At 64.7% G+C, this 22,402-nt stretch carries 15 protein-coding genes; all 15 read left to right on the plus strand.

The window, feature by feature from the left end; translation table 11 throughout:
• The first annotated feature begins 108 nt into the window (after window positions 1-108).
• Window positions 109-1,518, plus strand: coding sequence for an undecaprenyl-phosphate glucose phosphotransferase (locus GSQ95_RS02260; protein ID WP_133860423.1), 1,410 nt, complete (start codon window positions 109-111; stop codon window positions 1,516-1,518).
• A 154-nt stretch (window positions 1,519-1,672) separates the two neighbouring features.
• On the plus strand, window positions 1,673-2,113 hold the full coding sequence (locus GSQ95_RS02265) for a low molecular weight protein-tyrosine-phosphatase (protein ID WP_133860422.1): 441 nt from the start codon (window positions 1,673-1,675) through the stop codon (window positions 2,111-2,113).
• A 15-nt stretch (window positions 2,114-2,128) separates the two neighbouring features.
• Window positions 2,129-4,345, plus strand: a complete 2,217-nt coding sequence (locus GSQ95_RS02270; protein WP_158889712.1) for a polysaccharide biosynthesis tyrosine autokinase — start codon at window positions 2,129-2,131, stop codon at window positions 4,343-4,345.
• Window positions 4,346-4,546: 201 nt separating this feature from the next.
• Window positions 4,547-5,422: a glycosyltransferase family 2 protein gene (locus tag GSQ95_RS02275; RefSeq protein ID WP_133860420.1), complete on the plus strand. Its 876-nt coding sequence runs from the start codon at window positions 4,547-4,549 to the stop codon at window positions 5,420-5,422.
• A complete protein-coding gene (locus GSQ95_RS02280; RefSeq protein WP_158889710.1) occupies window positions 5,415-6,155 on the plus strand; it encodes a WecB/TagA/CpsF family glycosyltransferase in 741 nt (246 codons plus the stop codon). Before GSQ95_RS02275 ends, GSQ95_RS02280 begins: the two co-directional genes overlap by 8 nt.
• A gap of 84 nt (window positions 6,156-6,239) precedes the next feature.
• Window positions 6,240-7,517 carry a hypothetical protein gene (locus tag GSQ95_RS02285; protein WP_158889708.1) on the plus strand — a complete coding sequence of 426 codons (1,278 nt, stop codon included), beginning with the start codon at window positions 6,240-6,242 and terminating at the stop codon, window positions 7,515-7,517.
• Between the two features lie 55 nt (window positions 7,518-7,572).
• Window positions 7,573-8,844, plus strand: a complete 1,272-nt coding sequence (locus tag GSQ95_RS02290; RefSeq protein WP_256664452.1) for a flippase — start codon at window positions 7,573-7,575, stop codon at window positions 8,842-8,844.
• 57 nt (window positions 8,845-8,901) lie between these two features.
• Window positions 8,902-9,936: a glycoside hydrolase family 5 protein gene (locus GSQ95_RS02295; protein WP_158889800.1), complete on the plus strand. Its 1,035-nt coding sequence runs from the start codon at window positions 8,902-8,904 to the stop codon at window positions 9,934-9,936.
• A gap of 285 nt (window positions 9,937-10,221) precedes the next feature.
• The gene (locus tag GSQ95_RS02300) at window positions 10,222-11,334 is read left to right on the plus strand and encodes a polysaccharide biosynthesis/export family protein (RefSeq protein ID WP_133860417.1); all 1,113 of its coding nucleotides are present in this window, start codon (window positions 10,222-10,224) and stop codon (window positions 11,332-11,334) included.
• A 330-nt stretch (window positions 11,335-11,664) separates the two neighbouring features.
• Window positions 11,665-14,421 (plus strand): bifunctional glycoside hydrolase 114/ polysaccharide deacetylase family protein, encoded by a 2,757-nt coding sequence (locus GSQ95_RS02305; RefSeq protein ID WP_256664457.1) that lies wholly within the window; start codon window positions 11,665-11,667, stop codon window positions 14,419-14,421.
• Window positions 14,402-18,004: a tetratricopeptide repeat protein gene (locus tag GSQ95_RS02310; protein ID WP_178118357.1), complete on the plus strand. Its 3,603-nt coding sequence runs from the start codon at window positions 14,402-14,404 to the stop codon at window positions 18,002-18,004. The genes GSQ95_RS02305 and GSQ95_RS02310 overlap by 20 nt, the downstream gene beginning before the upstream one ends.
• Before the next feature lie 22 nt (window positions 18,005-18,026).
• Window positions 18,027-18,542: a penicillin-binding protein activator LpoB gene (locus GSQ95_RS02315; protein WP_158889706.1), complete on the plus strand. Its 516-nt coding sequence runs from the start codon at window positions 18,027-18,029 to the stop codon at window positions 18,540-18,542.
• Window positions 18,542-19,915, plus strand: coding sequence for a PelD GGDEF domain-containing protein (locus GSQ95_RS02320; protein ID WP_158889704.1), 1,374 nt, complete (start codon window positions 18,542-18,544; stop codon window positions 19,913-19,915). Before GSQ95_RS02315 ends, GSQ95_RS02320 begins: the two co-directional genes overlap by 1 nt.
• On the plus strand, window positions 19,893-20,882 hold the full coding sequence (locus GSQ95_RS02325; RefSeq protein ID WP_158889702.1) for a HEAT repeat domain-containing protein: 990 nt from the start codon (window positions 19,893-19,895) through the stop codon (window positions 20,880-20,882). The genes GSQ95_RS02320 and GSQ95_RS02325 overlap by 23 nt, the downstream gene beginning before the upstream one ends.
• The gene (gene pelF, locus GSQ95_RS02330; RefSeq protein WP_158889700.1) at window positions 20,879-22,402 is read left to right on the plus strand and encodes a GT4 family glycosyltransferase PelF; all 1,524 of its coding nucleotides are present in this window, start codon (window positions 20,879-20,881) and stop codon (window positions 22,400-22,402) included. Before GSQ95_RS02325 ends, pelF begins: the two co-directional genes overlap by 4 nt.

A 22,402-nucleotide genomic window follows, 5' to 3' on the forward strand; every position in this document is an offset into this window, starting at 1 on the left:
TCGGTGGTCAGTCATCGGTCCTAGAGCGCCATAGTGAACATTTCATACGCTGGTAGCTGCCTCGCCCAGTTGAAAGTTCGTGCACGGTATACGCACAAGGATGGAACCATGAATTTGAAAGAACGCGGCATTTTGCATACGAATTCCTCGGCAATCTCGCTCGCACACCGCCTGCTCGATCTCGCCGTGATCACGCTGAGCGCCTACGTGGCAGGCACCTGGGCGTCGGACACCGGCATGCGTCCCGAGCATTGGGTCGTCATCTTCCTGTCCTTGCTGATCTTCCACTTCCTCACCGAGCTGAACCACGTCTATGGTTCCTGGCGCGGCGAGCGCATCACCGATGAACTGCTCAAGATCGCCACCTACTGGGTGCTGACCTTCGCGACCGTGTTCATGGTGGACTACTTCTTCTTCGATCAGTCCTATCTGACGCCTGGCGTGATGCAGGGCTGGCTGGGTCTGACGCTGGGCACCCTGTGCGGCTATCGCGTGCTGCTGCGCTCGATCATGCACTCCCTGCGCAAGGCCGGCATCAATACCCGCAACGTCGCCATCGCCGGCAACGGCATGGTCGCCCAGCGCCTGGCGCACACCATCAGCACGGCGCCCTGGATGGGCCTGCGCATTGCCGGCTTCTATAGCGACAACCAGGATACCGGTGAAGAAGGCGTGCCCAGCCCGGCGCTGAATGGCGGTCTCGACCAGCTCATGCAGGACGTCCGCTCCGGCCTGGTCGACAAGGTCTACATCACCCTGGGCATGGCCGATCAGAGCAAGATCAACTGGCTGGTCCAGGAGCTGAGCGACACCACGGCTTCGGTGTACATCATCCCGGACATCTTCATGTTCCACCTGCTGCACGCCCGCAGCGAAAGCCTGGACGGCCTGCCCAGCATCAGCATCTTCGATACCCCGATGGATGGCGCCAGCCATATCGTCAAGCGTATCGAGGACATCGTGCTGGCTTCGATCATCCTCGCCATGATCTCCCTGCCCATGCTGGCCATCGCCATCGGCATCAAGATCACCTCGCCCGGTCCGATCTTCTTCAAGCAGAAGCGCTACGGCATGGACGGCAAGCCGATCGAGGTGTGGAAATTCCGCAGCATGAAGGTCATGGAAAACGGCGCCAAGGTCACCCAGGCCACCAAGAATGACTCCCGCATCACCCCGTTTGGTGCATTTTTACGACGTACGTCTCTCGATGAATTGCCTCAATTCATTAATGTACTCCGCGGCGAAATGTCCATCGTCGGTCCCCGCCCCCACGCCGTCGCTCACAACGAGCAGTACCGCAAGCTGGTGCAGGGCTACATGCTCCGCCACAAGATGAAGCCCGGCATTACCGGCTGGGCTCAGGTCAACGGCTGGCGCGGCGAGACCGACACCCTGGACAAGATGCAGAAACGCGTCGAGTTCGATCTGGACTACATCCACCACTGGTCCTTCTGGTGGGACGTCAAGATCATCTTCCTCACGCTGTTCAAAGGCTTCATCAATAAGAACGCATACTGAGTCTGGCCGGGGCCGCTGGCCCCACCGCTCAGCACGACGATCTGGAGCCTGGACTCCTGACTCTAATTACATCGGCAGCGAGCAACTCCCAAGGGGATTGCTGGGCTATCTGCCGTCGATACCTGTTGTCCGGACAACAGGAAGGTTTTGAAGAATGATCAAGTCGATATTGGTTGTATGCGAAGGGAACATCTGCCGTAGCCCGGTCGCAGAAGCACTACTGGCCAAGGCCCTGGAAGGCCGTGACGTCCAGGTCGGCTCGGCCGGCATCAGGGCGCTGGTCGGCCACGGCATCGAGAAGACCGCTCAGGAGGTACTACTACGGGAGAACGGCATCGATTTCACGACCCACAAAGCTCGCCAGGCGGATGCCGAGATGCTGCGCAAGGCGGATTTGATTTTGACCATGGAAGAGTTCCACTCACGCTCCGTCGAAAGTATTGCTCCTGAAGTCAGGGGTAAGGTTTTTCTGATCGGGAAATGGTTGAGCAATCAAGAAGTACCAGACCCTTATCGCCTTTCTAAAGAGATGTTTCAAAATGTCCAAATACTTTTGACGCGCTGTGTAGACAGTTGGCTTCCATACATCAAATAGGGAAGAAGGAATTTCATGACCACGATGCCTCGCTTTACTCCCGAAGTTAAGAATGAGTCGGATATTAACTTTTCCGCACTCTTCGGTATGTTGATCGATTACAAATGGCAACTCCTGTCGGTAATCGGCATTTTCGCTGCGCTCGGTATTGGCTATGCCATCCTGGCCACGCCGATGTATTCGTCCAACGCCATGATCCAGATCGAAATGGAGAAGAAGGGCGTTACCCGACTGACCGATCAGTCCACCGGCATGCCGCCGCCCATGCCCGAGGCGGTGACCGAGATCGAGCTGCTCAAGTCGCGCTCCGTGATCGGCAAGGCGATCGAGAACCTCAAGCTGGATATCGAGGTCAAGCCGCGCTACTTCCCGCTGATCGGCAACTTTGTCGCGCGTCGTTTCGAGCCGCAGAATGAAACCGACGTCGCCTCTCCCCTGCTCGGCCTGAACAGCTTTGCCTGGGGCGGCGAGAAGCTGGTCATCGATCAGCTGGAAGTGCCGGACAGCAACCTCGACAAGCCGATGAAGCTGAAGGTCGAGGACAACCAGAACTTCACCGTCTTCAATGCCGACGACGAAGTTGTGCTGCACGGTGGCCTCGGCCAGCCGGTGAGCAATGCCGGCTACCAGATCAAGGTGACTACGCTGCAGGCTCGTCCTGGCACCGAATTCACCATCATGAAGAAGCGTTTCTCCAAGACCATCCAGGAATACCAGGGTCGCATCGTCGCCGGTGAGCGCGGCAAGATGTCGGGCATCATCGGTGTCGGTCTGCAGGACGCGGATCCGCTGAAGGCCCAAGCCATCGTCCAGGAAGTCGCGGACATCTACGTTCAGCAGAACATCGATCGCAACGCCGCCGAGTCCACCCAGAGTCTGGAATTCCTACGTGCCCAGATCCCGGTCGTGAAATCCGACCTGGAAAAGGCCCAGTCCGCGCTGAACTACTACCAGACCAACAAGAAGTCGGTCGATATCGACAGCGAGACCAAGGGTGTCCTGGAACAGACCGTTGCCCTGGACAACCAGATCTCCGAGCTGAACCTGAAGCGCACCGAGATGGATCGCAAGTTCACTCGCCAGCACCCGGCCTACCAGGCGCTGATGAGCCAGCTGGGCCAACTCCAGGCCGAGCGCGCCAAGCTGCAGAAGCGCGTCGAAGTGCTGCCGGAAACCCAGCAGGAACTGCTGCGTCTGAACCGCGACATCGAGGTGACCGGCCAGACCTATGCGCTGATGCTGAACAAGGCTCAGGAACTGGAAGTCATTCGCGCCGGTACCGTGGGTAGCGTCCGCATCATCGACAACGCCAACGCCAACGTCGACGATCCGTCCGCGCCCAACAAGCCGCTGATCATCGCCGTCGCCATCATCCTCGGCGCCATCGTTGGCCTGGCCATCGTCTACACCCGTCATACCCTGCGTCGCGGTGTCGAGACCCCGGAAGCCATCGAGCAGATCGGTCTGCCGGTCTACGCCTCGATTCCCTACAGCAAGAACCAGGCGGACACCACCAAGGTACTGGGCACCAAGCAGCCGGGCGAATCCTCGCTGACCGCCATCACCCATCCGACCGATCTGAGCACCGAGGCGCTGCGCAGCCTGCGTACCAGCCTGCACTTCGCCATGATCGAGGCCAAGAACAACATCCTGATGATCTCCGGTCCCAGCCCGGGCGTCGGCAAGTCCTTCGTGTCCTCGAACCTGGCCGCGGTGATCGCCGAGTCCGGCCAGCGCGTCCTGCTGATCGACGGCGACATGCGCAAGGGCTATCTGCACAAGCTGATGAACACCAAGCAGCAGGACGGCCTGTCCGATCTGCTGAGTGGCCGCATCGCCCTGAACGACGCCATCAAGAAGACCGAAGTCGGCAGCCTGGATTTCGTCTCCTGCGGCCAGTTCCCGCCGAATCCGTCGGAACTGCTGATGAGCCTCCGCTTCACCACCGTGCTGAAGAAATTCAGCGAGCTGTACGACATCGTGATCATCGATACCCCGCCGATCCTGGCGGTGACCGAGGCCGGCATCATCGGCAGTCATGCCGGTACCAGCCTGATCGTCGCACGTTTCGGCGTGAACAGTGTCAAGGAGCTTGAGGCGACCAAGCGCCGCTTCGACCTCAACGGTATTCCGCTCAAGGGCGTGATCTTCAACGCCGTCGAACGCAAGGCCAGTAACTACGGCTCCTATGGCAACTACCACTACTCCTACGAGCAGGACGCCAAGAGCTGATGCACGACCCCGGCTGGACGGCCTGAGCGCCGTCCAGCCAATCCCTTCAGGGATCGCGGCAGTATTCGTACAGGCGCATCGAACAAGAAACTACCTCACACAGCGATTTCGAAGGGTTCGCTCCTGAACCCGGCCACGCTTGGCAGCCTTGGATCTCGACGCTGTACCGGATTGATGATTCTGAAGAATAGGAACACGCCAATGAACGTAGTCATGGTGCTCAACTACAAGGCCCCCAACGAAACCATCAGTTGTGTGGAGAGCATCCTCAAGCACTGCCCGTCCATCGATCACACGGTGGTGGTGGACAATGACTCCCAGGACGGCTCCATCGACGTCCTGCAACGCTGGCAGGCCGAAAACGGCCTGAGCCAGGTCACCGTGCTCGCCAGTCCGCGCAACGACGGCTATGCCGGTGGCAACAACTACGGCATGCGCTGGGCGCTGGACAATCTGGCGGTCAAGCATTTCTGGGTCGTCAACAACGACGCCTACGTCAAGGACGATGCCTTCGCACCATTGCTGGCCGAACTGCAGCGCGCGCCCAAGACCATCGTCGGTTCGGTGATCCTGAGCTCCCAGACCGGTCGCCTGGAGTGCTACGGCGGCGGCATCCTCTATCCGCTGCTGGGCAAGTCCAAGCTGCTGGGCAAGGACATCGAGGTCAGCGAGATCTCCAAGCTGGACCGTGAACCCGACTACATCATGGGGTGCAGCATGGCCTTTTGCGCCAGCCTGCTGACCGAGATCGGATTCATGGACGAAGCCTACTTCATGTACTCCGAAGAGGTGGACTGGCAGCACCAGGCCAAGCGCAAGGGCGTCGCCCTTAAGGTTTCGCCCGAGAGCCAGCTCTATCATTACGGCTCCATGAGCTCGGGCGGACGTAGCGCCTTCTATCACTACTTCCGCAACCGCGCGGCGACCCGTTTCAATCGCAAGTTCCACGGTACCCCCTACGCACTGGTCTCCGCCGTGTTGCTGTCCGGCATCACCGTGCTCAAGGAATTCAAGAATCCGAAACTGGCCTGGTCCGGCGTCAAGGGCGCCTTCAAGGGAGCGACGATGCATGTCTAACCTACGCACCCAAGCCTTTGGTATTGACTTCTTCACCGGTACCAAGGACGAGTTGCTGAACTCGATCAGCCAGGACATCCATCGGCCCTACAGCTACATCGTCACGCCGAACATCGACCATGTCGTGCAGCTGCAGAGCAATGCCGACATGCGCGAGTCCTATCAGCGCGCCGGCAAGCGCATCTGCGACAGCCGGATCCTGATGCCCATCCTCAAGTCGCTCGGCGTCGCCGTGCCCGAGGTCATCACCGGCAGCGATCTGACCCTGAGCATCCTGCGCAAGGCCAACGACGAGCGCCTGTCGGTGGTGCTGATCGGTTCCAGCGAGAATGACGTCGGCAAGCTGCGCCGGATGTATCCGCATATTCAGCTGGCGCACTACAACCCGCCGATGGGCTTCATCAACGATCCGCTGGAGACGCAGAAATGCGTCGACTTCGTGATGCAGAATCCGTCGGAATTCATCCTCTATGCCGTAGGGGCGCCGCGTCAGGAAAAGCTCGCGCGGCAGATCGACAGCAGCAAGCGTACCGGTGTCGGCCTGTGCATCGGCGCGTCCATCCTGTTCGCCGTGGGCACCGTCAAGCGCGCACCGCGCTGGATGCAGAAAGCCAGGCTGGAATGGCTGCACCGGCTATGCTCGGAGCCCAAGCGGCTGGCCAAGCGTTACGTGCACGATGCGCTGAGCATCCTGCCCATCTATCTCAAGGAACGCAGCAGTCGACGCACCTGAGTGGCTGCCCCGCAGCGTTCTCAGCCGCAAGGAAGATGACCACCGGACAAGCCGTCCGGTGGTCCCGTCTGGATGGGTAGGTCTATGAGCATTCTCCGTAAAAGTACCGTTTCCTTCGTTCTCCTGATCCCGTTGCTGATCCTGCACCTGGACGTGTTCGGCGAAAGCCCGCACAACCCGGTCGGCATCCTCTATCTGAACGAGCTGTATCTGGCCATCTGCATGGCCTTCACCTTCTTCTACCTGCTGACCAGCATTGGCACCCAGCAGCGCGAATTCAAGATCCTGATGACCTACGCCGTCTATTCGTCGGTGGTCTTCATCGGGTTGCCGGCGATCTTTTCCTTCCTGTTCTACGGTCAGCCGCTGATCTATGGCCTGATCGAGGAGCGGCGGATCCTGTTCTGCTTCGGCTTCGCCACCCTGATGTTCCTCGGTCGCAACATGACCGCCTCGCAATTCGAGAAGGCCCTGCTGATCACTGCGCTGCTGGCCGCCGTCATGGCCTGGATGTTCAAGTTCGGCGTGCTGCCGGACCTGCGTGACAAGCAGTCCTCCTTCGACCGTCCGGATCGCTCCTCCATCGGTGCGCCGGCGCTGTGCCTGGCCTACTTCTACTGCATCCAGACCTGGAACAAGGGCATCTCGCCGATCGATGGCTCGGCGCGCAGCAAGACCATCCACATCGTGCTGGCCATGGTCTTCCTGCTGACCCTGGTGTTCGGCACCCAGACCCGACAGCTGATCGTGCTGGCGCTGGTCTTCACCGTGTTCTGCCTGAAGAGCAAGTCGATCGTCTGGATCTGCGTCTCTACGCTGCTGCTGTCGCCCTTCTTCATCTTCCCGGACCTGATGAAGGTGCTGGGGCTGAATCTGGACTTCTATGCCCAGTCGGTGGAGGACGGTCCCACCGATGGCGTGCGTGAGCAGACCATCGGCTACATCTTCTCCCACCTCAGCCAGAACCACTGGCTGCCGAGCGGCTCGCTGTCGCTGATGTGGAACAACGGCTTCATCCCCTATTTCGGCGAGTACTTCTTCCTCTCCGACGTCGGGGTGTTCGGCACCCTGTTCCGCTTCGGCTTCCTGGCCTTCATCATCATCCCGGTATCGCTGTTCCTCTACTATCGCTGGGCCAAGATGCTGCACCCCGATACCGGCTTCGTGGTGACCGCCACCCTGGCCCAGCTGGTGATCTGGCCGCTGGCCGGCTTCTTCGAGTACCTCCAGGCCACCATCTGTTACCTGATGGTGATCCAGGCGCTGCGCACGCTGCACCATTACAGCTCCGCGCCCACCCCGGAGACCTACGTCAGCAGTCCCTACCCGCGCCCGAGCAGCCAGCTGGCTCGCCCGGTCTGATCCCTCGTGCCGCCCGGCGTCCGCCGGGCGGCCCCAAGGAGTTTTCACCCCCACGATGTCGATGATCAAAAACAGCACCTGGAACATCCTGGGTGTCGTCATTCCCAGTGCCATCGCGCTGCCCACCATGGGTGTTCTGTCGCGCCTGCTCGGTGTCGAGCAATTCGGCCTGTTCACCCTGGCCTTCGCCATTGTCGGCTACGCCACCCTGTTCGATGCCGGTCTGTCGCGTGCGGTGATCCGTGCCGTCGCCATGCACCACGGCGACAAGGAGCGCAACCGGCTGGTCATGGGCACGGCCACCGGCGCCGTCATCGGCCTGAGTCTGCTGGCGACGCTGCTGCTGTGGTTCGGCGCGGGCAAGGTGGTGAGTCTGCTGCACGTCTCGCCCGAGCATTTCGACAATGCCGTGGCCGGCTTTCGCTGGCTGAGCCTGTGCGTCCCGCCCTTCCTGCTGGCGACGGTCTGGTTCGCCTACCTGGAAGGCAACGAGCGCTTCGGCGAATTCAATATCCTGCGGACCTTCTCCAACAGTCTGCTGGCGATCGCGCCGCTGATCGCGGTACTGATCGAACCGAGCTTTTCCGCCACCGTGATCGGCCTGGTGCTGGCCCGGGTGGTCTCCATGGCGCTGGCCTACTGGCCGTTGCACAAGGATTTCCCGGAAGGCATCCGGACCTTCAAGGCCGAGGTGTTCAAGGAGCTGTTGAAATTCGGTAGCTGGATGACGGTGAGCAACATCATCAGTCCGCTGATGGTCTATTTCGACCGCTTCGTGCTGTCGCACATGGTCGGTGCCAGCCGCGTGTCCTTCTACACCGCCCCGGCCGAGGCGGTCTCGCGGATGCTGATCATCCCCAATGCCGTGGCCCGGGTGGTGTTCCCGCTGCTGAGCAAGAGCGGCGAAGACGCCGCGCGCCAGGCCAACAAGGCCTTCTGGGGCCTGCTGCTGATCAGTCTGGCGATGGTACTGCCGATCCTGGCGCTGGCGCCCTGGATCATGACCGTTTGGATGGGCCCGGAGTACGGCGGCGATGCCGCGCAGATCCTGCGCATCCTGGTGGTGGGCTTCATCTTCAACGCCCTGGCGCAGATTCCCTTCGCCAAGATCCAGGCCCGCGGTCATTCGCGGACCACCGCGATGATCCATCTCGCCGAACTGCTGCCCTACCTGGGTCTGCTGGTGGTCTGCATCCAGCATTTCTCCATCATGGGCGCCGCCATCGCCTGGACCATCCGGGTGACCGTGGACTATCTGGCGCTGGAATACTTCGCCCGACGCACACCGCCGCTGCAACCCGCGCCGGTCTATCAGCAGAGCTCCTGAGGGAGCCCTGCCCAGACGAATTTCCGCAATACACGAGAGGTGCTGTCCGTGTCACGAGTGAAACGTCGTATCGGTGGTGGCCTGCTGGCCACCGTCTTGTTGTCCGCGGCGCTTTATGGCCAGGCTCAGCCCGAGTCGGCGACGGCCAAGGTGGACCTCATCGGCATCAACATGTCGGCCGCCGGCTTCGCCGGCCAGGTCCTGCCGGGCGTGGAAGGCACCAACTACTTCTATCCCACCGAAGATTACTTCCGCCGCTATGCGGACAAGGGCATCCGCTTCATCCGCTTCCCCTTCCTCTGGGAGCGGGTACAGCCCCAGCTCGGTGGTGAACTGGACCAGGCCCAGGTCGCGCTGCTGCAGCGCACCCTGGATTTCGCCGACAAGTACGGGATCCGCGTGATCCTGGACATGCACAACTACGCGCGCTATCGCGGTCAGCTGATCGGCTCTTCCCAGGTGCCCTACGCCAGCTACGCCGATGCCTGGAAACGCCTGGCCCTGACCTTCCAGAAGCATCCGGCGCTGTACGGCTACGATGTCATGAACGAGCCCCATGACACCCAGGGTCTCTGGCCCCGCGCGGCGCAGACGGCCGTGGACAGCATCCGCAGCGTCGACATGAAGACGCCGATCTTCATCGCCGGCGACAGCTGGTCCAGTGCCCAGCGCTGGCCCCAGGTGAATGGCGAGCTGCTGATCAAGGATCCGGCGGACAACCTGATCTACGAGGCCCACATCTATTTCGACGACGATTCCAGCGGCAATTACGCCTCGGGCATGAAGGGCGTCCACCCCATGATCGGCGTGGAAAGAACCCGCCCCTTCATCGACTGGCTGAAACAGCACAATTTGCGCGGCTTCGTTGGCGAATATGGGATACCTGCACACCCGCAGTGGCTGGAAGCTATGGACAATCTGCTGAGCTATCTGGGCGAGCAGTGCGTACCCAGCGCCTATTGGGCCGCCGGTCCGGGCTGGGGCGACTATCCTCTGGCCATCGAACCCAAGAACGGCGCGGAGAAGCCACAGACCGCCCTGCTGCAAAAACACCTGAACAAACATGACTGCCAAGTCATAGGACCTCGTTAGCGGAGATGTGACAGATTTCGAACGGCGTCACCTTTTTCCGCTCCCGGGGCGCTGAACTCGATGGCTAAAGGCCAGTCCTAGACCAGCAGACTCAGGTGCTCATACAACTAAAAGCTGAGACCTCGAGTTCTCTCGTACGCTGGACAGACGGTTCACCTGGAACCGGGTCCAGTGTCGAGGCTCGCCGCGTCTCGCGAAGGAACACCATGAATAACCGGCTCGTTGCTTCTACCTTCCGATTTATTCCTCTTGCTCACACTCAATCAGCAATCAAGGACGAATGACATGAAAACCAAATTTACCGCTCTGGCCTTGCTGTCCGGCATCGTCCTGCAGGGTTGTGCCTACTCCCCGGGTCAGTACCTGGACCAGGACGACCTGAAGAGCGATCCGAGCATCCAGGGCACCAAGGTCCAGCTGATCCCGATCACCAGCTCGCTGCTGATGAGTCAGGATTCCGCGGCCCTGTCCAAGGCTCCCGACCTCAAGCCCCTGCTGGACTACAAGCCGCAGGCTTACCGCGTCGGTGCGAGCGACCTGCTCTACATCACCGTCTGGGATCACCCCGAACTGACCGCTCCGTCCGGCGCCCAGCAGCAGCTGGAAGCCAACGGTCGCCTGGTACGTCCGGATGGCACCCTGTTCTACCCCTACGTCGGCACCGTGCGCGCCGCCGGCAAGACCCTGGAAGAGATCCGCACCGATATCTCCCGCCGTCTGGCCACCTTCATCGACAATCCCCAGATCGACGTCAGCGTGCTGAAGTTCGGCAGCCAGAAGGTCACCGTCTCCGGTGCCGTGAACAAGGGCGATGCCATTCCTCTGACCACCAAGCCCATCACCCTGGTGGAAGCCCTGGGCCAGGTTGGCGTGGCCAACACCGGTGGTGCCGATCTGACCGGCGTGACCCTGGTCCGCGACGGCAAGGAATACCGCCTGGATACCGACAGCCTGAACCGCAAGGATTCCAAGCTGTACGGCATCTACCTGAAGGACGGTGACAGCATCCACCTGCCCTACAACGATGCCCGCAAGGTCTATGTGGTCGGTGAAGTCCGCTCGCCCGCAGCGGTCAGCTACAAGATCACCAACCTGAACCTGATGGAAGCCCTGAGCCAGGCCGGCGGCATCCAGCAGGAAACCGCCAACGCCGATGCCGTCTACGTCATCCGTGGCCCGGAAGATCTGAAGGCGCCGGGTGCCACTGCCCAGGTCTTCCACCTGGCGGCCAAGAACCCCACCGCCTATGTGCTGGCGCAGAACTTCCATCTGCAGCCGCAGGACGTGGTCTTCGTTGGCCCGGCCGGTATAACCCGCTGGAACCGCTTCGTCAGCCAACTGCTGGGTTCCACCAACATCCTGTCCTCCAGCGCCAGCCTGAACAGCAGCTTCAAGTAATAGCGCTCGCTTGCCGTCATGCCGGTTACCGCCGCGCATGACGGCAATTCCCCTGACGTTTCGCCACATCCCCCGCCGGTATTCCCCGCTTCACCTCCCCCTTCAAAACGCCTGAAATCCGCTGCCTAGACGGCCTCGCCCTTCAGCCATTGGTTACTTCGATACCTGTTAGCACCCTTATTGCTGCCACTCGGCTCGGCGCAGGCAGTTTTTCGTCACGCTTTTGCGTAATGTAGCTAACCTGATACCGAAGTTGGGCACGTTTAAGGACTGGGTGTGGCGTCAGGCAAGGCAACAAGAGCAAGGTCCCGCTTCGGTTGGTGGCGCAGGCTGACGGTAGGGCTGCTGGGCTATCTGTCGCTCCTGGGGACGGCCCTGGCGGCGCCCGCCAGCGTGGCGTTCTGGTACGCGGAAAAACCGCCGGTAGCCGAACTCGCGCAATTCGACTGGGTGGTGCTCGAACCCGGTCATGCCAGCGCCGCCGATGTCCGCGCCCTTCACGAAGCCGGAGCCCAACCCTTCGCCTATCTGTCCATTGGCGAATTCGCCGGCGATGCGGCGGCCCTGGAAAAGGCCGGCCTCAGTGCCGGTGCCAGCCCGGTGGCCAACAAGGCCTGGGGCAGCCAGGTGATGAACCTGGCGTCGCCGGTCTGGCGAGCCCATCTGCTCGAACGCGCCGCCCAACTGGCCAAGGCCGGTTACACCGGGCTGTTCCTCGATACCCTCGACAGTTTCCAGCTGGTGGCCGCAGACCAGCGGGAAAGCCAGCGCCTGGCGCTCAAGAGCCTGCTGGCCGATCTGCACCGCCGCCAGCCGTCGCTCAAGCTGTTCTTCAATCGCGGCTTCGAGGTGCAACCCGAATTGCCCGGGGTCGCCGCCGCCATGGCGGTCGAATCCATCTATGCCGGCTGGGATGCCGGCAAGAAGACCTATCGCCCGGTCAGCGAGCAGGACCGCGCCTGGCTGAAGCCGCGGATCGAGGCGGCGCGCAGTGCCGACATCCCGGTCATCGCCATCGAGTACCTGCCGCCGGAGCAGCGCGACGAAGCCCGGCGCCTGGCCAAGCGGCTGCGCGACGAAGGCTACGTGCCCTATATCACCACCCCGGATCTCAACACCCTGGGCATCAGCTCGGTGGCCCTGCAGCCACGTCGGTTGGCGCTGCTCTACGATGGTCGCGAAGGCGCCCTGCGCCAGTCGGCGGTGCACCGTTTCCTGGGCAGCGCCCTGGAGTACCAGGGCTATCGCCTGGACTATTTCGATGCCTCCAAGCCGCTGCCCGCGGCCTGGCCCAGCGCCCTCTATGCCGGGGTGGTGGTCTGGATGACCAGTGGCCCGCCACCCGATTCGCGGGACTTCAGCGACTGGATCGGCCAGCGCCTGGACGAAAGGACGCCATTGCTGATCCTCGGCGGTCTGCCGCTGGACAACGAAGCCCTGCTCAAGCGGCTGGGTCTGGGCGTCAGTCGCAAACCGCTGCCCGACAACCTGACCCTCAAGGTGCTGGACCCTGCCCTCGCCGGCAACTTCGAGGCACCGGTCAAGTTGCGGACGCGTGACCTGCCCGCCGTGCAGACGCTACCCGGCGGGCCGACACCGGTGGTCAGCCTGAGCGGTCCGGACGGGACCTTCGTGCCCATGGGCGTAGCCTCCTGGGGCGGCTTCGCCTTCGGCCCCTATGTCATGGAAGACGGTCCCGAAGCCAGTCGCTGGATCATCGACCCCTTCACCTTCACCGCGAAGACGCTGCAATTGCCGCCCCTGCCGGTGCCCGATCCGACCACGGAGAACGGCCGGCGCATCGCCACCGTGCACATCGACGGCGACGCCTTCGCGTCCAAGGCGGAGATCCCGGGCGCGCCCTTTTCCGGCCAGGTGGTGCTGGAGCGGTTCATCCAGCCGCACCCCTTTCTGACCTCGGCCTCGATCATCGAAGGCGAGGTCGGTTCCAAGGGCCGCTATCCGGAGCTGACCGCGCAACTGGAGCCCATCGCCCGCCGCCTGTTCGCCGATCCCAAGGTGGAGGTGGCCACCCACACCTTCAGCCATCCGTTCTTCTGGCAGCCGGCGGTGGCCGAGCAGAGCGAGAACTTCGAAGCCCAGTACGGCTACATGATGCAGATTCCCGGCTATGACAAGGTGGATTTCACCCGGGAGATCGTGGGCTCGACGCGCTATATCAATGAACGCCTGACCACCCCGCAGAAACCGGTGAAGATGGTGTTCTGGTCCGGTGACGCTCAACCCGATGCGGCGACCCTCAAGCTCGCCTACGACAACGGCCTGCTCAACGTGAACGGCGGCAACTCGCACATCACCCGCTCGCAGCCCTCGGTGAGCGGTCTGTATCCCTTCATCCGCCCCACCCCGGGCGGTCTGCAGTTCTATGCGCCCATCATCAACGAGAACGTCTACACCAATCTCTGGCGCGGTCCCTATTACGGCTTTCGCGATCTGCTCTATACCTTCGAGCGCACCGAGCATCCCCGCCGGCTGCGCGGGCTGAATCTCTACTACCACTTCTACTCGGGCACCAAGCAGGCTTCGCTCAAGGTCATGGAAGAGATCTACCAGGGCATGGCCGCCGAGCATCCGCTGTCGCTGTGGATGAGCGACTACCTGAGTCGCCTGCGGGGCTTTTATACCGCCAGTCTGGCCCGGGAAGACGACGGCAGCTGGTCGATCAAGGCCCTCGCCGGTCTGCGCACCCTGCGCCTGGATCCGCGCCTGGGCTGGCCGGATCTGCAGCGCTCGAAGGGCATCGCCGGGGTCCGCGACCTGCCGCAGGGACGCTATGTCCACCTGGCCGGCGATCAGGCGCGGCTGGTCCTGCGCGACAGCCGCGATCCCACCCCCGCCCTCGAAGAGGCCAACATCCCGCTGCAGCAATGGGACTACCTGTCGCCGACGCGGATCCGCTTCGCCTTCGCCGGGCAATTTCCGCTGGAGCTGACGCTGCGCGCGCCTTCGGCCTGCGAGGTGCGGGTCGGTCGCGAGCGCTACAAGGGCCAGTCAGGACAGGCCGGACTGCTGACGTTCAAACTTCCGCTAACACGAGTGAGTGACGGTGAGATCGTCTGCGGCTAAGAAAACCCGGCTCCTGAGCGGTTGGACACTGCTGGGGGTCGCGCTCCTCACCGCGCTGGTGCTGGTGCTGGTACTGACCTTTCACGGCAAGCAGGTCTTCCTGCCCGGCGAGGAGCCGGCCGACCAGGTCTCCATCAGCTACGCCCAGGTGCTGCTCAAGGCGACGCCGGACGATACCGGGCTGCGCATGAAGCTGATCGACCAGCTGATCGCCCTGGGGCGCATCGACGAGGCGCGGCGGCAGTTGCAACTGCTGCCCGAGCCCCTGGCCTCGACGCCCTTCTACGCCCTGGAAATGGACATCCTGCAGGCGGAAGCCCAGCCGCAAGGCCTGGCCGACGCCGATCGCGAACGCCTGGCGCAACGGCTGAGCGCCCTGGACGTGGCGACCCTGAGCACGCCCCAGCTGCAACGGGTGGCCGAGCGCGCCCTGCAACTGGCGGATCCGGCCACGGCGGCGCAGCGTTACGTCGAATTGGCCCGGCGTGATCCGCCGCGGCGCCAGCAGTGGCTGGAACAGGCGGCGCGCTGGAGTCTGGCCGGTGGCCGTCAACAGGAGGCCGCGCGTCTCTATCTGCGCCTGGCCGATCTCGCCGATTCCGCCGAACAGCGCCAGGGCTACCGGCACCAGGCCTTTGATGCCTGGCTCGCCGCCGGCCAGGGCGCCGAAGCCGCCGCCCTGGTGGAGCAGGAATTGCCGCGGCTGCAAGCCGATGTCAGCGGTCTGGCCTGGCTGCAGGCCGGGGTGGCCGCCGCCCAGGGCAGCGGGCGCCTGGATCTGGCCCAGCGGCTGATCGATCGCTGGCGCGAGTGGCAACCGGACGATCCCGCCGCCCTGGAGGCTGCCTACCGACTGGCCCTGGGCCGCGGCGACACCGCACGGGCCTGGGAGGAAGGTCATCAGCTGCTGGCCCTGCGCCCGGACGATGAGAAATTGCTCGCGGAACTGGCCCAGCTGGGCGAATGGACCGGGCATATGGACGAAGCCCTCGACCTCTGGTTGCGCCTGCTGGCCCGCCAGGACGATCCGGCCCGCCGCGATCACGCCTGGAAGCTGGCCGCCCGGGCATTTCGCTTCGATGCCGTGGTCGAGTTGCTGGCTGAGGCGTCGCGGCAGCGTCAGCTGGACAAGACCGAACTGGATGCGCTGATCTTCGCCTACGAGTCCCTGGGCGATCCCGCCGCCGAGGAGCGCTGGCTGCGCGACTACCTCAGGCGTCAGCCCAGGCAGCGCCTAGCCTGGGAGCGGCTGCAGCAACTGCTGGCCCGTACCGAGCAGGGCGATGCCGAAGCCGCCGGCTGGGCAGCGTTCGGCAAGAGATTCCCGCTGACCAACGCCGAGTATCTGAGCTGGGCCGGCACCCTCTGGGAGCTGTTCAAGCCCGAAGAGGCCTGGAAGGTGCTCGAGGGTATGCCGGCCAAGCAGCGGCAGGGCGACGACTACTGGCGCCTGCGGGCGGAGCTGGCCTGGGAACTGGAGCGCGATGGCGAGGCCCAGCTGGCCTTCGAACGCCTGGCCGCGAGCGACAAGGGCCTGGCCGCCAACGACGAGGACCGGCTGCTGGCGATCTATCTGCGCACCGCGCCGCGCAAGGCCCTGGCCCTGCTGGAAAAGAGCTGGGAAAAGCATCAGGACCAGAACCATCTGACCCAGGCCCTGCAATGGGCCGAGCAACTCAAGGACACGGCGGCGCTGGAGCGGCTGCTGGCCAGTGCCGCGCGCGTGCCGGCCTCGGCCGACAATCCCACGGTCTGGCTGGCGCGCTCGGGGCTGGACTTCCAGCGTGGCCGCGTCGCCCAGGCCGAAGCAGGCTATCGCCAGGCCTTGCAGCGCTTCCCGGACGACGACCGCTTCCGCGAGCGACTGCTGTGGCTGCTCATCGATCAGAATCGCCAGACCGAGCTGGCGACGCTGCTGCGCGACTGGAAGGGCCGGGCCCGCGACAGCGACGTGCTCTGGCTACCCTTCGGCAGCGGCCTGGTGCTGCTGGGCCAGGCGGAAGAGGCGCTCGGCTGGTATCGCCGCTACCTGGACGCCCACCCCCAGGACTGGCTGGTGCAGGCCGCCTACGCCGATGCCCTGGACGCCGCCGGTCACCAGGACGCGGCGCTGCGACTGCGCAAGGCGGTCACGCCGCACCTGGCCAACGACGAGGTGCCCGCCACCCCCGAGCGCTATGCCACCTACCTGCGCCTGCTCGCCAGCCTGCGCGGCCCCCAGGCGGCGCTGGCCCAGGCGCGCGCCTGGCAGGATGGCTCGCCGAGCATGCTGCAACTCTGGTTCGACCAGTGGCTCGACGCCCTCAGCCAGAACAACGACGACGGCCTCAAGAGCGAATGGCTGGCCTGGGCCAAGAGTCGTGGCCTGAAGGTGCGCCAGTACGAGCAGTTGCAGGAGGTCCTGCGCCGGCAGAATCGCGGCGAGCTGGAGAAGTTGCTGGCGGCCGGCGATCTGGATCCGGCGCAGCGCGTCGAGGTGCTGCAGCGCCTCGGCCATGCCGGCGACGCCCAGGCCGCGGCCCTGACGGCGGCGGGCGACGAGCCACCGGAGGTCATCCAGCGCCAGCTGCTGCGCCAGGCCACCGAGCAGGCCGAGCGCACGCCCAATGGCGTCCAGGCCGGCTGGGAGCGCCGCGACTATGGCGGCCTGGTCGAACAGGGCAGCGAGGTGCGCGCCGCCCGGCGACTCAGCGATGACGTCTATGCCGATGTCCAGCTCAAGCAGAATCGCGTGGAGAGCAGCGGCCTCAAGTCCGATGCCCTGGGCAACGAACACCAGATGCTGCTCAAGGTGCTGAAGAACCTGGCCGACGGCGGTCTGGAAACCACCGTCGACGCCAGCCAGCGGTCGGACAGCAATCGCCTGGGCCTGGGCGTCGCCCGCACCTGGCGCCTCGATGGCAACACCGAGATCGAGGCGGCCCTGGACTGGCACCGGCAACCCGACGAGAGCGGCTATCTGCGCGCCCTGGGCCGCCGCGACAGCGTCAGCCTGGCCGGTCGCCACAACCTCACGCCACGCGACCAGCTGAGCTGGCGGGCGGCGCACAATCGCTATTCCAGTCGGGACGGCGATGCCCTGGGCAGCGGCTTCGCCTTCAACCTGGAGCTGAGCCACATGATCTTCTTCGAAGGTCCCACCTGGCAGGTGCGCAGCGGCATCACCTACCAGCAGAACAGTGCGCGCAGCACCCTGCCCGCCAGCGTCACCCGCTACCTGCAGCCGCTGGCCGGCAGTGGCGAGAACGGCGAGGTCACCGTGGCCGACCTGGAGGCCCTGGGCGGCACCCAGCTGTTGCAGGATCGCTATGGCCAGCTCTATGTCGGCAGCAGCTGGCGCCGCGGCATTCCCGGTTCGCTCAACCGCACCCACCCCCAGTACAGCTGGCTGGTGGACACCCTGGTCGGCTGGCAGTGGACCGAGCGCGAATTCAACTACGGTTTGAATGTCGGCCTGGGCATGGTAGTGCTCGGCGACGACGAACTGGCGTTCACCGCCGGCTACCAGTCCGCGCCCCAGGGCAGTGGCGGTCAGGCCGGCAGCACCCTGGGCATTCAATACAGCAATCGAATCGGTCGCTAGGCCGCTTCAAGGGAGAGACCTCATGAACATCACGCGTCTGCTCGTCGCCAGTGTCGCCACCGTGCTCCTGGCCGGCTGCTCGAGCTTTACCCGTCCCAGCGGCGAGGCCCTGCCCAAGGATGCACGCTGGGGCCTGGTGCCCCTGGCCAACTATGCCCAGGCGCCCATGGCCGGCGACCGCGCCGCGCAGATCCTGGTCAGCGTGCTCGGCGAGCGCGGCATCCGTCCGCAGGTCTACGACGACAGCCAGGGCAGCAATCCCAGCGACGACGAGAAGGCCCGCCAGCGCGCGGCCCTGGACTGGGCGCGGCAGCAGAATCTGCAGTACGTGCTCACCGGTAGCGTCGACGAGTGGCAGTACAAGAACGGCCTGGACGGCGAACCGGCGGTGGGCGTGACCCTGCAGGTGATCGACCCGGCCAGCGGCCGGGTGGTCTGGAGCAACAGCGGCGCCCGCTCCGGCTGGTCCCGCGAGAGCCTGGCGGCCACCGCGCAGAAGGTCCTGCGCGGTACCGCGCAAGAACTGCAGTTGCGCTGATGGCCCTGCAATCCGTCCACAAGGACTACACCCTGGCGCCCCGCGCCAGTGGCCGCCTGTCCTGGCTGGAAACCCTGCTGGTCACGGCGGCCGCCCTGGGACTGGGATTCTGGCTGGTGCCGGAAGACCCGCTGATGGTCGGCCTGGCCTTTCCCTGGGTGGTCTTCGCGCCCATCCTGATGGGCGTGCGCTATGGCTTCATGCGCGGCCTGGTGAGCGCCAGCCTGCTGGTGGTGGCGCTGCTCTATCTACACCGCCAGGGCTATCCGGCCTACGAGGAGATCCCGCCGTCCTTTATCGTCGGCGTGCTGCTCAGCGCCATGCTGGTGGGTGAATTCCGCGATCTCTGGAATCGCCGCCTGGAACGCCTGGACCTGGCCAACGACTATCGCCAGCTGCGCCTGGACGAATTCACCCGCGCCCACCACCTGCTGCGCATCTCCCACGACCGTCTGGAACAGCGCGTCGCCGGCAACGACCTCAGCCTGCGCAGCTCCCTGCTGGATCTGCGCCGCCAGCTGCGCGAGGTGCCCCGCGAGCAGGATGCCCTGCAGGCCCTGGCCGAATCCATCGTCGGCCTGCTAACCCAGTACGGCTCGCTGCGGGTGGCGGGGCTGTACCGGGTCGACGGCAATGGCCGGGTGGATCGTCGTGCCCTCGCCAGCCAGGGCGAGATGCCCGGCATCGATCCCGACGACCTGCTGGTGCGCCTGACCCTGGAGCGCGGCGAGACCCTGAGCATCCGCCAGGCGCTGCTGGAGCGCGGCGAGACCCAGCATTCGGCATTGCAGGCCTGCGTGCCCCTGCTGGACACCGAGGAGCGGCTGCTGGCGGTGCTGGCCATCGAACAGATGCCGTTCTTTTCCTTCAACGAACGCACCCTCCATCTGCTGACCATCCTCGCCGGCCACATCGCCGATCTGCTCGGCAGCGATCACCAGGCGCTGACCCTGGCCGACGACGACGCCCAGCAATTCTCCCAGCACCTCAAGCGTTCGCTGCGCGATGCCCAGCAGCACGCCCTGCCCGCCTGTCTGTTCTGCTTCGAGATGACCGAGGCCGACGGTGGCGAGCGCGCCCTGGCGCTGCTGGAAGGCAGTCGCCGCGGCCTCGACCTGCAACTGCGCCTGACCAACCAGGCGGGCCACCCCTGCCTGCTGGTGCTCCTGCCGCTGACCTCTTCCGATGGCCTGGAAGGCTACCGCCGCCGGCTGCGCCAGCTGCTGGCCGAGCGCCATGGCCAGGACAGCACCCTGGAAAGCCTGGGCGTGCGCAGTCATGAACACGAGCTGCTGCCCAAGACCCGCGCCCAGGAGCTGCGCGTCTTCCTGTTCAACGAGTGTGGTCTGCATGAACAGCAAGTGGCTGTTTAGCGGCGCCTTCGCCTTCGAGGCCAGCAGCTGGGCGCTGCTGTTCGCCAACCTGCCGGTGGCGGCGGCGGCCCTGGCCTTCGTCACCGCCCATGCCGCCGGCAGTGCCCTGCTGGCGGGTGGCGTCTGGCTGTTGCTGCCCAGGCGCTATCAGCGCCCGCTGCCCTGGAGTCCGCTGTTTCTCTTTGCCCTGGCCTTCTTCATTCCGCTGGTGGGCGCGGCCGGGGTGATCGCCGCGGTCTTTCCGGCGCTCTGTCTGCCGCGCAAGCGCCGCGAGATCGCCTGGGAAGCGCGCAGCGTGCCCAATCTGCCGTTCCGCCCGCTGGAGCGTCGCGAGGAGATGCTGTTCAGCGATGGCGGCCTGCAGGACGTGCTGCGCCATGCACCCAGCACCGACAAGCGCCTGACCGCCCTCTTCGCCACCCGCCGCATGCCCGGGCGCGACGCCATTCCCATCCTCAAGCTGGCCCTGCGCGATCCGGCCGACGACGTGCGCCTGCTCGCCTATTCGATGCTCGACCAGCAGGAAAGCCAGATCAACCAGCGCATCGAGACCCAGCTCGGCGAACTGGCCAGCACGCCCGCGGAACGCCAGCCGGCGCTGCACGGTACCCTGGCCCGCGGCTACTGGGAGCTGGCCTATCTGGGCCTGGCCCAGGGCAGTGTCCTGCGCCACGTGCTCGGCCAGGCGCGGGAACATATCGAACTGGCCCTGGCCGGTGAAGAAAACGAAGAGCTGCGCATCCTCGCCGGGCGCATCGCCCTGGAGCAGGGCGAGCCGGAGCGGGCCCTGGAGTTCTTCCAGGCCGCCGAGGCGGCGGGCGTGCCCCTGGCCCAGCTGGCGCCCTTCCGCGCCGAAATCGCCTTTCTGCGCCGCGATTACGCGGTCATCCCGGCGCTGCTCAACAGCCTGCCGGCGGATCTGAAGAAGCGGCCGCCGTTTGCCGCCCTGGTGAAGTACTGGTTATGAAAGACGCCCCCGCCGCGACCGTGACGCCCGATGTCTGCCTGCTTCTGGAGGGCACCTGGCCCTATGTGCGCGGCGGGGTGTCGAGCTGGGTCAACCAGCTGATCCTCGGCCTGCCGGAGCTGACCTTCTCGGTATTCTTCATCGGGGGTCAGCGCGAGAACTACGAGAAGCGCCACTACGCCATCCCGCCCAACGTGGTGCACATCGAGGAGCACTTTCTCGCCGGCTCCTGGGTGCCCAAGGGCGCGCCCATCAGTCCGCGGCGCCAGGCGCCGGTGCAGCTGCTGCGCGATCTGCACGCCTTCCTGCACCACCCCGACGAACCCAGCGCCGCCCAGGGCGACGCCCTGGTGGACGCCTTCGCCCAGGGCAGCGTGACCCTGGACGACTTCATGTACAGCCGCGCCAGCTGGGAAGCCATCACCGAGGGCTACGAGCGCTATTGCACCGATCCATCCTTCGTCGACTACCTCTGGACCCTGCGCGCCATGCAGGCGCCGCTGCTGATGCTGGCCGAGGCCGCGCGGCGGCTGCCACGGCCGCGGATGATCCATTCCATCTCCACCGGCTATGCCGGCATGCTCGGCGCCATCCTGCAACGGCGCTGGGGCTGCAACTTCCTGCTCAGCGAACACGGCATCTACACCAAGGAGCGCAAGATCGACCTGGCCCAGGCCAAGTGGATCGCCGAAGGCCCGGACGAGGCCCTGCGCACCGGGCTGGACGTGGACGTCAGCTACATCCGCCGGCTGTGGATCCGCTTCTTCGAGCGCATCGGCCTGCTCACCTACAAGGCCGCCGATCCGATCATCTCGCTCTATGACGGCAACCGCCGCCGGCAGATCCAGGACGGCGCCGATCCCACACGCTGCCGGGTGATTCCCAACGGCATCAGTCTCACCCAGTGGCAGGACGCCCTGGAGCGTCGCCCCGAGGGCGTGCCGCCGGTGGTCGGGCTGCTCGGCCGGGTGGTGCCGATCAAGGACGTCAAGACCTTTATCCGCGCCATGCGCGGGGTGATCAGCGCCATGCCCGAGGCCGAGGCCTGGGTGGTCGGTCCGGAAGACGAAGACGAGGAATACGCCGCCGAATGCCACAGCCTGGTCACCAGCCTGGGCCTGGAGGGCAAGGTGAAATTCCTCGGTTTCCAGAAGATCGGCGACATCCTGCCCAAGCTCGGCCTCATGGTGCTGACCTCCATCAGCGAGGCCCAGCCGCTGGTGATCCTCGAAGGCTGGGCCGCCGGCGTGCCGGTGGTGAGCAGCGACGTCGGCTCCTGCCGCGAGCTGATCGAGGGCTCCACCCCCGAGGACCGCGCCCTGGGCACCGGTGGCAGCGTGGTCGCCATCGCCGATCCCCAGGCCACCGCCCGCGCCATCCTCGCCCTGCTGCGCAATCCGGGGCGCTGGCAGGCCGCGCAGCGCACTGGCCTCGCCCGGGTCAATCGCTACTACACCGAGCCGCTGATGCTGGAACGCTATCGCGAGCTCTACCAGGACGCCATCGGGAGGAGTCTCTGA

This window comes from Pseudomonas sp. BAV 4579 (genome assembly GCF_009765395.1).
Classification (GTDB): Bacteria; Pseudomonadota; Gammaproteobacteria; order Pseudomonadales; family Pseudomonadaceae; genus Chryseomonas; species Chryseomonas aestiva.